General features: G+C 46.4%; 16 protein-coding genes. 15 read left to right on the plus strand and 1 reads right to left on the minus strand.

The features are described from left to right. Positions 1 to 376 precede the first annotated feature (376 nt). Entirely contained in the window at positions 377 to 2,293 is a 1,917-nt protein-coding gene (locus I2G61_RS13130) for a sensor domain-containing diguanylate cyclase (protein ID WP_195395485.1), read from the minus strand. 518 nt (positions 2,294 to 2,811) lie between these two features. Here I2G61_RS13130 and rpmH point away from each other — a divergent pair. From rpmH to I2G61_RS13205, 15 genes are all read left to right on the plus strand, one after another. Continuing rightward, positions 2,812 to 2,946 (plus strand): 50S ribosomal protein L34, encoded by a 135-nt coding sequence (gene rpmH, locus I2G61_RS13135; protein WP_072685186.1) that lies wholly within the window; start codon positions 2,812 to 2,814, stop codon positions 2,944 to 2,946. A gap of 37 nt (positions 2,947 to 2,983) precedes the next feature. Continuing rightward, entirely contained in the window at positions 2,984 to 3,322 is a 339-nt protein-coding gene (gene rnpA, locus I2G61_RS13140) for a ribonuclease P protein component (RefSeq protein ID WP_072685187.1), read from the plus strand. Positions 3,323 to 3,344: 22 nt separating this feature from the next. Beyond that, positions 3,345 to 4,214: a membrane protein insertase YidC gene (gene yidC / locus I2G61_RS13145; RefSeq protein WP_072685188.1), complete on the plus strand. Its 870-nt coding sequence runs from the start codon at positions 3,345 to 3,347 to the stop codon at positions 4,212 to 4,214. Between the two features lie 15 nt (positions 4,215 to 4,229). Beyond that, complete coding sequence (locus I2G61_RS13150) at positions 4,230 to 4,856, plus strand: R3H domain-containing nucleic acid-binding protein (RefSeq protein WP_072685189.1); 627 nt, start codon at positions 4,230 to 4,232, stop codon at positions 4,854 to 4,856. 108 nt (positions 4,857 to 4,964) lie between these two features. Beyond that, positions 4,965 to 5,378: a BlaI/MecI/CopY family transcriptional regulator gene (locus I2G61_RS13155; RefSeq protein ID WP_083538605.1), complete on the plus strand. Its 414-nt coding sequence runs from the start codon at positions 4,965 to 4,967 to the stop codon at positions 5,376 to 5,378. Continuing rightward, positions 5,371 to 7,647 (plus strand): M56 family metallopeptidase, encoded by a 2,277-nt coding sequence (locus I2G61_RS13160; RefSeq protein WP_195395484.1) that lies wholly within the window; start codon positions 5,371 to 5,373, stop codon positions 7,645 to 7,647. The genes I2G61_RS13155 and I2G61_RS13160 overlap by 8 nt, the downstream gene beginning before the upstream one ends. Before the next feature lie 67 nt (positions 7,648 to 7,714). Further along, a complete protein-coding gene (locus I2G61_RS13165; RefSeq protein ID WP_195548324.1) occupies positions 7,715 to 8,296 on the plus strand; it encodes a hypothetical protein in 582 nt (193 codons plus the stop codon). A gap of 229 nt (positions 8,297 to 8,525) precedes the next feature. Continuing rightward, positions 8,526 to 9,746 (plus strand): peptidoglycan bridge formation glycyltransferase FemA/FemB family protein, encoded by a 1,221-nt coding sequence (locus I2G61_RS13170; RefSeq protein WP_195548325.1) that lies wholly within the window; start codon positions 8,526 to 8,528, stop codon positions 9,744 to 9,746. Continuing rightward, the gene (locus I2G61_RS13175) at positions 9,740 to 10,993 is read left to right on the plus strand and encodes a peptidoglycan bridge formation glycyltransferase FemA/FemB family protein (RefSeq protein ID WP_195548326.1); all 1,254 of its coding nucleotides are present in this window, start codon (positions 9,740 to 9,742) and stop codon (positions 10,991 to 10,993) included. The genes I2G61_RS13170 and I2G61_RS13175 overlap by 7 nt, the downstream gene beginning before the upstream one ends. A 373-nt stretch (positions 10,994 to 11,366) precedes the next feature. Next, the gene (locus I2G61_RS13180; RefSeq protein WP_195395480.1) at positions 11,367 to 11,564 is read left to right on the plus strand and encodes a hypothetical protein; all 198 of its coding nucleotides are present in this window, start codon (positions 11,367 to 11,369) and stop codon (positions 11,562 to 11,564) included. 107 nt (positions 11,565 to 11,671) lie between these two features. Beyond that, on the plus strand, positions 11,672 to 12,058 hold the full coding sequence (locus I2G61_RS13185; protein WP_072685195.1) for a GntR family transcriptional regulator: 387 nt from the start codon (positions 11,672 to 11,674) through the stop codon (positions 12,056 to 12,058). Continuing rightward, the gene (locus I2G61_RS13190) at positions 12,039 to 12,752 is read left to right on the plus strand and encodes an ABC transporter ATP-binding protein (RefSeq protein WP_195395479.1); all 714 of its coding nucleotides are present in this window, start codon (positions 12,039 to 12,041) and stop codon (positions 12,750 to 12,752) included. Before I2G61_RS13185 ends, I2G61_RS13190 begins: the two co-directional genes overlap by 20 nt. Further along, a complete protein-coding gene (locus I2G61_RS13195; RefSeq protein WP_195548327.1) occupies positions 12,746 to 13,546 on the plus strand; it encodes a hypothetical protein in 801 nt (266 codons plus the stop codon). The genes I2G61_RS13190 and I2G61_RS13195 overlap by 7 nt, the downstream gene beginning before the upstream one ends. Positions 13,547 to 13,825: 279 nt before the next feature. After that, positions 13,826 to 14,020 carry a DUF378 domain-containing protein gene (locus tag I2G61_RS13200; protein ID WP_006058322.1) on the plus strand — a complete coding sequence of 65 codons (195 nt, stop codon included), beginning with the start codon at positions 13,826 to 13,828 and terminating at the stop codon, positions 14,018 to 14,020. 69 nt (positions 14,021 to 14,089) lie between these two features. Next, the gene (locus I2G61_RS13205) at positions 14,090 to 14,887 is read left to right on the plus strand and encodes a hypothetical protein (RefSeq protein WP_195548328.1); all 798 of its coding nucleotides are present in this window, start codon (positions 14,090 to 14,092) and stop codon (positions 14,885 to 14,887) included. Positions 14,888 to 15,085: the final 198 nt, after the last annotated feature.

Here is a 15,085-nt window from a genome sequence, read left to right on the forward strand (position 1 = left end):
ATCCGTACGTACGGTGCAATGGGAGGGGCGAAATTTATTTTCCCTCTACCCTATTGAAAAACGCATGAAATTGAAGAAGGTTTCTGGAAAAATAAGTTTTCTGTAGGAGCTTTCGATTTGAACGCGTGATTTCAGCGCTGTTTTAATCCGCAAATCCTGTTTTATTCTGGGCGGTCACAACGACTGCATGCAGGGAAAAACAGGATAGACAAACGATTATAAAATGATTTTCGTCTATCAAATCAATAAAAAAACCGGCCGCAGTGCTTGCAAGTTTGGATAATCGCTGAAAAGCGGGGCCGGAAATTTATGATCAAAAGGATGTCTGAAAAAAGATCGGTGCCCATCCTGCCGCAGTGACTGTCTGATCAGGACGCTAGTGTTGCGCCGGAGGATCTTCCCGATGAACCGGGCGGTCCAGATCCTTTGCCGTTTTAGAATCCACAGGCGAGGTCCGCAGGTAAAAACTGTTTTTCCCCTGCCGTTTTGCCTGATACATTGCTATATCTGCGGCGTCATACAGCTGATCATAAGTCGTGCCGTCGATGGGCGCGTAGGCAATGCCGATGCTGACGGAAAAAGTTCCGGCTTTTTCCGCAGCGAGCCGTTTAAGAATATGCGAAGCTTTCTGAACCGCAATCATCGGATCGCGGGTTTGTCCCATGAAAACCATGAATTCATCCCCGCCCAGTCTTCCGATCACGTCGTTCTGGCGAAATTCGGATTTAAGCAGCTCTACGAGGTCAATCAGGATCTGATCGCCGATCCGGTGACCCCGCGTATCGTTAATCTCTTTAAAATTATCAATGTCCAGTAAGAACAAAAAGCCGGTTTCCTCTTCATTCAGATGTTCGGTGATCTGCGCTTTGGTTGCTTCCCGGTTCAAGGCGCCGGTCATCGCGTCAGTGGAAGATTTTTCGATCAATCGTTCCTCCTTGGATTTCTGATCCTGAATGTCGGCGATCTTTCCGATAATGGATAACGGCCGCCCGCCGCGCTCGCGCAGCGTTTGTCCCTGGCAGGAAACCCAGCGGTAATTCCCGGCACGGGTCTGGAAACGAACGTCGATGCGGTATAAGGTATCAACGGCGGCCTGGGACGCTGTTTTCAGCATGGTGATCAAAGTGGTCTGGTCATCCGGATGGATCAAAGGCATGGCCCCCGGATAATCCATGGGGTAAAGAATCAGATCAGCCGGCACGTTAAATCGTTCCGCAATGTTGGGCGTAAATGTCAGCCGCTGTGTTTTACAGGAATATTCAAATAAAATGGTATCCGAGAATTGTGCGAGCAGATCGTAGCGCGCCTGATTGTGCAAAATTTTCTTCCGCTGCCAGATAAAAATAGTGATGATCATTCCAGCGAGCAAAATCAGAAAGAGAATCAGCGAAGCAGTTAAAACCGCGGCGTTTTGGCTGATCAGCTTGGAATATCCCTTAAATTCGTAAGGATAAGCGATCGTCAGCAGCAGCCAGTCGTTATAGCCCAAAGCGGAAATCGTGAGATACAACGCGCGGTTTTTCGTGCCTTTGACCAGCAGCATATCGCTTTCGCCCCGGTTCAGCGCCGCTTCCACATGGGCGATCGCATCTTCAGAAACGCCGATGTTCTCCAGTTCCGACTGAAGCTGATAAGGAATTTCCGGCCATCCAAACGGCTCAAGAATAATTTCGCCGTCGCGGCGGATCAGAAAATTCTGGGCATATTCTTCATTTCTGGCATTGGGAACACTGACGAACAGATTGGCGTTAAGAATGCTGTGGAAGGCGCCGATCACCTGACCTTTCTGGATCACCGGGACAGAAACGCTGATCAGGGCGTCCGTCCCGTATTGTTTTTGGCGGAACAGATCCGAAACGTAAGGATGGCCGTCCAGCAAGTTTTGGATCCCCTGCGGATCAGTTCCCGGCACCGGCGTATTGACCATGGATTGCAGCGTCTGAGCGGAAACATATTGAATATCCCGAACCGTATTGAAGTTTTCAATGGCAGTCAGATAGGATTGCGTCCAGGGGCTGTTGGGATCGGTGTCGGACGTCTGGTAAATTGCCGCGATGGCTTCCAGACTGCGCTGGGTATCTTCAATGGCATTGATCGCTTCTAATTCCTGCTGCTGATGAGAAACGCTCAGGATTTCACTGATCAGTTTCTGAAAAACCTCTTCATTGCGCTTTTGATTGATCTGAAGCAGACCGGCAATCACCAAAAGCGACACGATCAGACTGCCGGCGATCAAAAACCAGCTTGTACGGAAAACCGTCTTTTTTTGAGAGAAATTCGTTTTGTGTTTCATGGATCTTCACCCGTTTTCTAAGGAGAAAAAGTCGTCTTCTGACCTTGTGCACGTGAAAAGCAAATATTACCGACGTTTTAATGAAACAAAGAAGAAGAAAAACGGAAAAAGAATTCCGGTTTATATTTCTTCCGGAAATCAGCGTTATTGATTTTCAGGTTTTGTTTTTCTGGTTTGTAATTGCGGAATTATCCCTGGGATAAACTGGTAAAATGATAAATTGAATTCAGGAATAAAGAGTATCTTTATTGTATAGCTTTCAATCGGGAGAATCAAGAACAGGGCTTAAAAAGGTGCGCCAGAAGCGCCGAGAAATTCAGTAAAAGAGATGCTGAGGAAGCGGCCGAAATTGCCTTGATCTGAGTGAAAATAAAAAAAACTTCTTTCATTTTATCAAAAAAGGAGAAATCAGAGGGGGAAGTCGGCGGAGTTTAGTTGACTTTTACAGAAAAACTATTGTATAATGTACCAGCAATTGCTCATTATTGTATAAAAAGAACTGGAGGTGGCTCTTTAATATGAAAAGAACTTATCAACCGAGCAAAAGAAAACACCAAAAAGTCCACGGTTTCAGAGCCCGCATGAAAACGGTCGGAGGACGTAAAGTTTTAGCCCGCCGTCGTGCTAAAGGCAGAAAGATCTTGTCGGCATAAAATAGTCACCCACAGGTGGCTTTTTTAATAAATCAAGATGAAGAAAAAATATCGGATCAAAAAAGCCGGCGAATTTCAAACGATTATTGAGCATCGGAAATTTGTCAGCTGCCCTTCTTTCGTACTGTATGTCAAAGCACGCAAAGAGGAGCACAGCCGGATCGGAATTTCTGTCGGCAAGAAATTGGGCAATGCCGTGGTCAGAAACAAAACCAAGCGTCAGGTGCGGATGATGTTTCAGGAAATTTATGATTTTGATGAAAATTTTGACGGAATTTTAATCGTCAGGAAAAAGTTTCTGGAACAAAGTTATGCAGACAACAAAAAAGACTTGGAAAGCCTTATTAAAAAAGTTAAAATAAAGAAGTACGCATGATTATTCAGTTAAGGAGAGTTCAATGAGAAATCGTAAAAAACAGTTGCTTCTGCTGTTGGTCTTCGTCGCGCTGCTGTTTTTGGCAAGCGGATGCACATCACCAGTAGATCCGGAAACAAAAGAAGTTATTCAAATCACATCAGAGACGACGTTTAAGTATATGATGGCCAATGAAAACTGGTTCAACGCATTCTTCGTCTTCCCGTTATCGAAGTTAATTAACTTCCTGACGCCGTATGTCGGAGTCGCGCTGTCCGTTTCCATCGTCACCCTGCTGGTTCATCTGATCACGCTGATCTTCACGATCAAGTCGACGGTCATGACTCAGAAGATGCAGGTCATCCAGCCGGAAATGAACCGGATCACGAAAAAGTACGAAGGCAAGACCGACGAGCGTTCCCAGATGGCGCAGGCTCAGGAAATGCAGCGCTTATACAAGGAAAACGGCATCAATCCGTTCGGCGCAATTATTTCCTCTTTCATTCAGCTGCCGATCATCATGGCGGTTTACATGTCGGTTCAGCGTGCTGAATCCGTCGTTAACGGCACGATGTGGGGCTTAAGTCTGAAAGAAACGCCGCTGCATGGCATTATGTCGGGACAGTGGCTGTATCTGGTATTGTTTGTCATCATGGCGATCTGCCAGATCGGTTCGATGATGCTGCCGCAGTTCTTAGCGACGCAGAAAGCGAAGAAGGAAGCCGCCGCACATCATAAAAAGTATGAAAAGACCAAGCAGCCAGGCGGCAATATGATGATCTACATGATGGTCTTCATCCTTGTCATCTCCGTTAACTGGCCGGCAGCCATGACGATTTACTGGGCTGTTTCTTCGCTGGTTATGATCTTTAAGACCTTGTTCGTTCAGTTTATCTATATCGATAAGAAATAGAAAAGAAGGGACTTTATGAAGAAATACACAGGAAAAACATTAAATGACGTACTGAATTCCGCAGCGAAAGAAAAAGGCGTGTCCGTCGAGGAACTGACTTATTTCGTTACCGAAGAAAAACAAGGATTCCTGGGAATCGGAGCTTCAGTCACCGCTGAGGTTTATGCTTCCTGTGATGTCAAAGAGTTTCTCTTCAATTATATCGGCGAGTTTTTCACCGGTCTGAATCAGGATGTCGAAATTGAGATCTTTGAGGAAGACGGCGGTTATCGGATCATGCTGAACGCGGAAAACAACGCGGTGATCATCGGCAAGAACGGCCAGACGCTGCAGGCGTTGAATACCGTGGTGCGCGGAGCTGTCAATTCAGCGTTCCGCAAGCGTTTCTCAGTCATGATTGATATCAATCATTACAAAGAAGAACGGTATGAAAAGGTGAAGTCGATTGCCGGACGAATTGCGAAAACGGTGCAGCGCACGAAAGTGGATGCTTCACTGGATCCGATGCCGAATGATGAACGGAAAGTCATCCATCAGTATTTGTCGGACTGGCCATACATCAAGACGGAGAGCGAAGGCGAAGGCAGCCGGCGTCATCTGAAAATCATGTATGACCGCACAAAGACTGCGGGAAAGAAATAAATTGAAGAAAGAGCTGTAACGCAAAAGGAAAAAACCAAGCGTTACAGCTTTTTTTGTGTTCACGGGTTGAAGCGAGAGAACACATTGACATTTGTAAAGGAAATCGTTATGATTATATTGACAAATGTAGAGGTGATAATCATGGGCGGAGAGAAAAGGCTGCCGGACACGGAGCTGGAAGTGATGACGGCGATCTGGCAATGCGAGATTCCGGCAAAAACATCGGAAATTGCCAGACACATTGAACGGGACTGGACGATGTCGACGATTCAGGCGCTGTTGGCGCGTCTGGAAGAGAAAGGGTTTGTACACGTCGCCAAGCAGGGACGGTTGAAAACCTATGTTCCGTTGATCAGCGAAGAAGAATATCGCGATCAGGAAACAGTTCGATTCTTTGAGCGGTTTCACCGTAAGTCGGTGCGCAGTTTATTTATGACGCTGGTTAAAAATGAAAATCTATCAGAAGCAGATCTGGAGGAACTGGAAGAAATCATTCGGAAAGAAGAAAAAAAGCATGGTTGATTTGTTCGGACAGGTCATTGAAATTTCTCTTTCCATGTCTGTGCTCATTCTGCTTCTGTTTATTTTTTCCAAAGCTTTGCATAAACGCTACCGGGCTTCAGCGGCAGTGTTCGCCTGGCTGGCAATCGCTTTGCGGCTGATTCTGCCATGGAATATATCCTTGCCTTCCGCAGCGGTTACGATTCCCATTCCGCAGACCATGGTGCAGCCGCATCCCGTTGCTTCTGTTTTTACCGAAACTTTGCTTCCGGAGATGACCGAGGAGAACGCCGTCCCTCAGATTCCGCAGAATGCGCCTGCGGATAATCCTGAAAAAAACAATGAAGAAAGTCTTTCACCCGCGTCCGGGTTTTCCCTTTCTGCCGTGCAGATTCTGACGGGAATCTGGATCCTTGGCATGGGATTTTCCCTCCTTCGCTTAATTCTTGACTATCATCAGGTAAAAAAACTGTTGATGGCCCGCGGCCGGCGAATTTCCAGGCAAAGTCCGCAAGGCCGTCTGCTGCGCCAGCTGTGCCGGAAAATGCAAATCAGGAAAATACCGCCGCTGATGGTCAGCCGGTCAGCACCGACGCCGATGGCAATCGGTTTTTTCAATCCGTCAATCGTTTTGGCGCCGGAATTGTTGGACCATGAAAATCTGGATCTGATTCTGATGCATGAATTAATTCATTTAAAACAAAAGGATTTGTGGAAGAAAGTGCTGCTCAGCGCAGCGCAGACGATCCACTGGTTTAATCCGCTCGTCTGGCTGATGAACAATCAGGCGGAAAATGATATCGAGATGGCGTGCGATCAGCGCCTGTTAAAAGACCAGCCGAAAGAAGTCAGAGCAGTCTATGGCCGGATGATCGTCGATGTCATCCGTCAGACCCGTCTTCCGATGACGGCATTCTCCACCCGCTTTTCATCAGGAAAACCGCTGAAAAAAAGAATTCAGGCCCTATTTGATTCCTCAAGGAAAAAGAAAGGGACGCTGATCTTAACGTTGATCCTGTTATGTGCTGGCATGGGTTCCATGTTGATTGCCTGCGGCGTTCAGGCTCAGCCAGGCCAGCAGGAAGAACAGTTGCTGCGGATCAGCCGCAATGAAGACAACGCGGAACTGATGGTTCAAAGCGAAGATCCGGCTGTTCTGGAAACGATGCAGAAGGTGATTGAGCGCCAGCGAGCGCCTATCAGCGAACCTTATTATTATGATTTGAAAATCCATTTTAACGGGAAAGACTATTTGGCTTGGACCAATCCCCAATGGCTTTATCTCAAGGATCAACAGGGAAAGATCAGTTATACTGACGATCCTTACGCACTTTATGATTTCTATGCTTTGATCGGTTATGAACAGCCGGAAATCAAGACGGGAGAATTAACGATCAATCCAGTGGAGGGAGAAATCGCAAAAATCACAGTAGCTGATATAAATTCCAGACTCCAGCCTGAAAAGGAAGTCAACTGGCAATGGATTCAGCCGCATCAATATACTTATTTTGATGTGTTTTCTGATCTTCATGGAGAATATGTGGAATTGGGAAAGAATACGTGGACAAATCAAAATCCTGAATTCAAAAATGACTGGTTATTAACCTTCGTCATTCATCCTGGAGATCAATATACAAGCTATCCTTTCCCGGAAGTAATCCATATCTGTTTCCTGAAAGGAGACCTGGCGTTGATCAACGACTGGCTGGTTCAGCTGGATCATGATTACACAGAAGATATCCGTGAACTTTTGAGTAATCTTGGTGAAACAGGATCTCACTTTGAAAGCACAGAAGACGAAGCCAAACTGAAAAAAGAGAGGATCCGAAATAATTTTCCATGGGCTTCAATTATTGAACCTGTGAAAGCAGAATCGAACTATATTTACAATATACCGCAAATGAACCTGCGGATTACCATTGATCAGGAAGTGCCGGCCGATGTGTTTATGATTTATGATAAGCTGTCAAACGAAGTGGGCTTCCAGTATTATGAATGGCCGATCGAAGACTGGATGAGTTCAGATTATACACATGGTTCATATGATGGCTATTATGTTTTCGGTTTATTTGACGAACCCCCGGTTGACGGCGGTTACTTTGGCGACGGCGCTTTGATCGCAACGGAGGTCATGCGATTCAGTGATACGGAAATTCTTTGCATCACTTCGGATTTGGGTTTAAATCTGACGAGTGAAGGAACGGATTATCTGAAATCAGTTGGTTTCTGGCCATCCGACGAGAAATCCATGCCTTTATTGAATCATCTGACTTTTGAAAAAATTCGATAGCTAAATAAAGTTTATATGTTTTTGATCTGGTTTTTTTGATATTTGACAGAAGAAAGGAAGACATCGAATGAAAAAGTTTGCACTAATTTTGGCCTGTTTCGTATTGGCAAGCTGTGCGGCGCAGGAAATAAAAGAACCTGCCGAAAATTCGCCGGCGGCACTCCCTGCAGAAAGAACGCCGGAAGCCTCGGCAGAGACAGTGCCGACACCTTCTTCGGAAACGATTGTGTTGGCGGAAGGCGTAACTGCGAAGAAACAGGAAGGAAAGTTGATCGTCAGCGCATTTGATGGAGATGTCACGTTTGAAATGACCGACCCGCTGCCTTCCGAGCTGAAATCCAGCTTTCAGATGAGCGAGGATCAAACTACGTTACAAATTGAGCTGGAGTTCAGAGCAGAGGGATGCACAGGAAATGACGAAACCTGCAGGGGTCTCTTTGAATCGTATTCCATTGCCCGGGAGGCTGGAGAAAATCCGATGGGTACGATTAACGGCTATACCGTATCTCAAAACATCATTATGGATTCGCTGCTGACGGAGGAAAATTTAAAACGGTATCGGGAATTACAAGGCTATCCCGAGGGCGAATGGCGCGAAGGCATTGAACCAGTTAACTATTTTCACTGGTCTTTTGATAAAGAATCCTGAACAGACAAATTAAAAACGACAAAAAAGAATGGGCGACTGTTCTTTTTTTGAAACCTGAAATTCCAGGAAAAAAGGAAATGTTGCGAAATCTTGAAGAAAAACACAAGTAGAATTTGACAAAACAAAACTACAAATGTAGACTTATATTGGAACTACATTTGTAGACTCTCTGCTTATTCGATCATTTTAGAAACAGATCGAGGTTCAGGGATAGAAGGAGAGAATCGCTATGATCGCAGACGAATATGTTTTTGATGAACATCCCAAACCTCAGGAAATCGAAGATTTTCTGGAAGGCCATCCGCAGAACAATTTACTTCAACATGCCCGCTGGAGCCAGGTCAAGGAAAACTGGTCGATGAAACAAGTCGTCGTCCGCCGCGGCGGAACAATTCGGGCTTATGCGATGATTTTGATTCGTCCGCTGCCGCTGGGGCTGAGTTTGTTTTATATTCCCCGTGGTCCGATCGTCAATTATCAGGATGAACCGTTAATTCGTTTCTTCTTCGCAAAGCTGAAGAAGCTGGCGCGCCGCAGCAATGCGGTCACGATTCGCTTCGATCCGAATCTGATCGACCGGACATACCCCTATGTTCAACGCAATCAGGAACACGGAGAGCATCGTCAGGCTCCCGTTATCCGGCAGCTGACGGAAATGAAATGCCGCCATAAAGGATATACGCTGTACCTGCGTGAAGCCACGCAGCCGCGCTTTCAGGCGGTGATGCTGCGGGAACAAATGGATTGGGCAGCGCTAAGCGCCAAGACCCGGCGAAGTATCCGGCATGCTGAAAAATGCGGTGTGACGATCCATGAAGGCGAAAGCGAGCTGGAACATTTTGCGGAAGTGATGAAACAAACTGAACAGCGGAAAAAAATCCATCTGCGCAATGCGGCTTACTTTAAACGGTTGACAGCCCTGTATGGCGAACGTGCCGTACTGATCACTGCCCGGCTGGATTTGAAGCAACGGCTGGACAGAATCATAAATCAGTTGTCTGAGCTTCAAGGAAAACCGGAAGACTTAAACAAAGCAGAAAAAGAACAGATCATCAATCTGAACCGGGAACAGGAATTTCTGGAGAAAAAAATCAGCGAAGGTTCTTCCGTTGTGACGCTGTGCGGATTATTGGCTTTGATTCAGGATGATCAGATGGAAGTCCTGTACGCGGGCACCCACAGTGAATTTCTCTCCTATCGCGCGCCGTATTCCGCACACTGGCGATTGTTTGAAAAGGCGCGGAAGATGGGCATTCAGCGCTGCAATCTGGGCGGTGTGGAAGGGACGCTGGACGATGGACTCAGCGTCTTTAAAGGAAATTTTCCAATTCAGATTGAAGAGATGATCGGCGAATTTGATCTGCCGGTCATGCCGGTTCTTGCCTGGACGCTGGATCGGGGTATCGCCTTGATCAAAGCGGTGCGGCGATGGAGGGTGAAGACATGTTAAGACTGATCGAACATGAACAGTCCCAGCCCTTCGACGCCTTCGCGGCCAGCGGGAAAATTCCGCACTATACGAAAACCCATTTTTATGGCGAACTTTGTCGCCGAAAGGGGATTGAGGTTCAGCGGGTCTCCGCCCGCAATGAAAAGGATGAAATTGTGGCGACAGCCTTAATCCAATGGGAGAAATGCGGCAGGAAGGAGTATGGTTATCTCTGTTATGGATTCAATCTGGATTATACGAACTCAGAAACCTTGCAATTCTTTGCCAGCGCTTTAACGGAATTGGCCAAGCGGCGCGGTGCGGCGTATTTGCGGATGGAGCTGAATATTCCGCGGATCGAGCATGAAAAAGATGGCCGGATTAAACCGGAGGGATTTAACAATGAATTTGTGACGGCGCAGATGGAAGCCTGCGGTTATCATCATCTGGGGTATACCTATGGTTACAGCGGCAACCGGATGTCGCGGTTTACCTATTGTCTGAATCTTGATCAGCCGCTGGAAACGATCCGGAAACAGATAAAGCATTACACCGCCTATCAGAAGAAAAATATTCAGCGCGCGGTTTCAGTAAAATTAAGTGATGAGCGGGATCTGTCGATCTTAGTCGAAGCGGAACGGGAGCTGGCGCATAAGCTGCATTTTCTGCCCAAAAAAGAAAAGGATTTCCGGCAGCTGATGGAATGTTTCCCTGATCAGGCCCGTTTGTATGTTGTCAGCGCAAATGTCGATCAGGCTTTGAGTCATCTGAAACTTCTGCGCGAACAGCTTATTTGTCAGCAGGGAAAGTTGATCAATGCTCAACGCTTCGCTGAAAATCAGAAACAGATTGCGGCGCTGGATCAGGAGATTGCGGAACTGATGCGGGATTATCAGGGACTGGGTGAAATCAAACTGGGCGCTAAACTCATCATTCAACAAGGCGAGCATGTCTATAACGTCAATATGTATACAAAGAAAATTCTGCCGAACTTCCGCGCCGCTTTTGCGCTGCACAGCGCGGTGATCGAGGATTGCTGGAAAAGGGGAGCGAAGACCTATGATTTTGAAGGCGTATCCGGCGCGTTAAATCCGGAGGATCCGTACTACGGTATTCATGATTTCAAGAAAAGCTTCGGCGGAGAATTCATTGAGTTCCTCGGTGAGTTCGACTATATCCAAGATCCGCAGGCGTATCAGAGAATCTTAAAGCGGCAGCGCCGGCACAGAAGACTGCGGCGAGGTCTGGCCCGGGTGCTTTACCGTTGAGATCAAAAGCGTGAGTTGACTTCCAAGGACGAGAAGCGGGAGAAAGCGCGGTATCAAACAAACGACTTCCCGATAAAATAAAAAAATCATAAAGGAACATAAAAATCCACCTTCCTGGCAGGTCTGCGGGCAAAAAACAGAGAGATGGATTTTTTAGGAATTATTCAAAAGGGGAAATAATCAACTTATCAGGATTTAAAACAAGTCCATCAGAAATTTCGTTTCAACACCGATTTTTGACAAAAAAAGTAGGCATTTTGCTTCATCCTAAATTGTAAGGATAAGCCTTTATATAAAGGCTTATTTGAAGGTTAAATTCATTATAAAACAGCTGTCACAAAAAGACTACATTATGTGACAGGAGGAAAAAAGAATGGATGAAGGCCGCAGAAAAGAACTGGAAAAATTATTTATTATGGATCTGGATGATGCGTGGCGAACGCGGTTGTCGCCCGAGGAAGCTCTGTTGATCGCTCTGTGGGATCGTCAGTTTGCGGAAGCTCAGCTTCGCCTGCAGCAGGGAAAAAATCGGAAAGCTTCCCAACGTGCAAGCACAAAAGAATGCGAATGAGATTTTTCACACGAAAAAACAAGGCGAAGACTTTGTTTTTTTTGTGTTGACAGAAGTATTAGACGGTGTTATTGTATTAGTGTACTAATACAGAGAGGAGAAAACCTATGGCAATCGATTTTGATTCCAACCTTCCGATTTATATCCAGGTCATGGATTATATCAAAAAAGAGATCGTATCCGGACGGTTAAAGCCTGGCGATCGGGTCGATTCCGTACGGGATCTGGCTCTGCACTTCGGCGTCAATCCCAATACCGTGCAGCGCTCGTTATCCGAGCTGGAGCGTGAAGGGCTACTGAAAAGCGAACGAACCGCAGGTCGTTTTATCTGTGAAAATGAGGAACTGATCAGTCTGGTTCGCGAGCAGATGGCGACTTCCTGCATCAGCCGCTATGTGAAAGAGATGGAGAATCTGGGATTTGAGGGGGAAGAAATTCTCACCCAGACCGCTTATTATGTAAAGGAGAGAGACAATGACAACGGAAAACACTAAACCTTTGATTCAGATCCGGGGCTTGACGAAATCTTACAGTCAGACAACGGCGTTAAAAAATGTAGATCTGGATCTGATTCCAGGTCAGATCATCGGGCTGCTGGGTCCCAATGGCAGCGGTAAGACGACCTTAATCAAGATTATGAACGGCCTGCTTCGGGATTACAGCGGCGAGATTCTGATCGACGGGCATAAGCCGGATGCTTATACCAAAAGCATGATTTCCTATCTGCCGGACGAGAGCTATTTCAGCGACTGGATGAAAGCCAGCGATGCGCTGAAGATGTTTGAGGATATGTACGCAGACTTTGACAGTACAAAAGCCCGCCTGTTGATGAAGCGTCTGGATTTGAATGCGAACATGCGGATCAAGTCAATGTCCAAGGGCATGAAGGAGAAATTTCAGCTGTGTCTGGTCATGAGCCGCAAAGCCCGGATCTATGTGCTGGACGAGCCGATCGGCGGAGTCGATCCGGCGGCACGCGAATTGATTCTCGATATTATCCTGAACAACTATGCCGAAGACGCAATCGTTCTGATCTCCACGCATTTGATCAGCGATATCGAAAAAATCTTCGATGATGTTATCTTCTTGAAATATGGAGAGCTGGCCATGCATGAGAATGCGGAGCAGCTCCGGGCGGAAACAGGAAAATCGGTAGACGAAGTTTTCCGGGAGGTCTTCAAATGTTAAAACTCTTAAAATATGAATTGATTCATGAATGGCGCAGCTATGGGATTATCTATCTGGTCTTCATCGCCGCCTGCGGTCTGTCGCCGATCTTATTTAAAGATCAGATTATGATGAATCAGGCGATGGTTCAAACGGACTCGACGATGAACATGCTGGGCATGATTTCCATTCTTGTGATTAGTATTCTGACAATGGCGATCATCATCAGCACAGCGATCAACATTGCGCTGAATTACCGGAATTCCATGTTTAAACGCCCGGGTTATCTGACCCTGACGCTGCCGGTCACAACGCATCAGCTGATTTTAAGCAAGGTAGTGGCGGATATTCTGTGGATTTTGATCGCCGGTTTCGTATTGATGTTCGGTTATATGCTCATGGTTCTGGTTGCCGGGATTCTGGTGGGGATGGACTTGCCAAGCTGGTCGGAATGGATGCGCTTATTCTCTCATCTGCATATAGATCTGTCAGATCTGGTAAGATCGATCTTGGCACTGGTTCTGATTTTCTCGGGCATGGCGGAAATGATTCTGTATGTTTATATGGTCATTACGCTGCCGCAGACAAAGTTTACGCCGCGGCATAAGACGGCGATCTCCGTGACGCTGTTCTTCGCAATTTCGATCGTGCTGGGGATGATTCGCGATAGCTTTTCCGGCCCGCTGACTCAGCTGCTGCACGGAATACCGACCAATGGAATCCTCGCGGTGGAGATTCTGATCGCCTTGCTGACCTGTGCTTTGTTCTACGGCGTCATCTACTTTATTCTTGAAAAGAAATTGGAAGTGGAATAAACAAAAGAAATTCTCATGGGCAGACCGTGGGAATTTTTTATTTAAAACCAAAAGCAGGCAGCGAAAAGTTCGGATTTACGGGATAACTTTTGAAATGTGATTGGCAACCAGCGACTTCTGCTTGCGGAAAGTTCCTGTAAAAGCCAAGGTTGAAATAGAGGGAAGGAAAAAAAATTTGAGGCTCAGAGAGAAAAAAACGCCACGAAGTTTTCCAATTTCTGTTTAAAGTTATAAAATGGTTCGAGGCTGGCCATACTAACGACCAGGAGGATCGATGAGATGAAAATGATCAATGGAATTGCCTTGCTTCTGGTCATCGTCGGCGCAGTCAACTGGGGTCTGGTCGGAGCTTTTGAATTCAACCTGGTTTCCTTCCTGTTTGGTCCAGGCACGCTGTTTTCACGGATTATCTACAGTCTGGTAGGGATCAGTGGTCTGATCGCGCTGACCTTCTTCGGAAGACTTGGCGACTGACAGAAACCGGCAATGCTTTTTTTCCTGAGCTAAATCAGGTATAATGTCACCGAAGAGGTGACTTTTTTTATGAGTCTTGTAATTACGATTGTCTGCTTCGCGATTTCAGCGGGCATGTTGATTTCCCTGCTGACGTTGCTGAAGCGTTCCAAGAAAATGAAAAAACTGATTGCCTGCGTCGATCAGATCGGCGATGAAGCCCAATTTTTTCCGGTAATTGATCAGTTTATCACGTCGATTCAGGATCCGGAGTTTGCGGCGAAAGGTGAAATCCTGAAATTGTGGGGATTGATCAAGTATTATCATGAGTTGTCTGAAATTGAAGCATGCCTGCAGCGGATTGATTTAAGTAAAATCATCATTGATCCGAAGCATCGCCGGCGCAATAAGATCGGCTTAAACGAAGATAGTTTTTATTATCTCTGTTTCGCGTGCAGCTTCAAAGCGTACAGCCAGAACAAGACCGAGCTGTTAAACCGCCTGCATGAAAAGGTGCTGGAAAAGGAAGATTATTTTCAGGATCAGCTGTTCTATCAGTTATACTCCGCCAGCTGGAACTGGTATACGAAGCAGGGCGACCGCGGGGAAGCCGTATTTCTGGATCTGGCGCAGGGCCTGATCAGAAAAATGAAATGTTCCCGGCAGATGCTGGATATTTACCGGAATATCGCCGCGGCTTTCCTGGCGGGAATCGCGCAGGATCGCGGCGATACGGAATTAGCGCAGCGGGTGGAAAAGCCGGTGTCCAGCTGGGCGGCAACGGAAATGGGCGGCAACATCCTGCGGGATCTGGGAATCCGCGAAGTGAGTCCGATGCAGAGCTGGTCGAAAACGGAAGCGGCAGAAGAAGAAAAGCCGGAAAAATAACAAACCGGATTTTGTATTAACCCGAATTTTTTTGAAATCAGGAGAATAAAACATAAAATGTCGCAAAAATGATGGATAAAACTGTTATCCTGCGTAAAGCTGTAAATAGCAGAAGGAAACTTCGTCTGCGAAAAGTTGAAAGTCCCTGGTCTGAAACGGGATTTAAAAATATTTGGCAATCTCAAAAGAGGTTGCCTT

Origin of the sequence: Holdemania sp. 1001095H_141210_F2 (genome assembly GCF_015558105.1) — a bacterium.
Taxonomy (GTDB): Bacteria; Bacillota_I; Bacilli_A; order Erysipelotrichales; family Erysipelotrichaceae; genus Holdemania.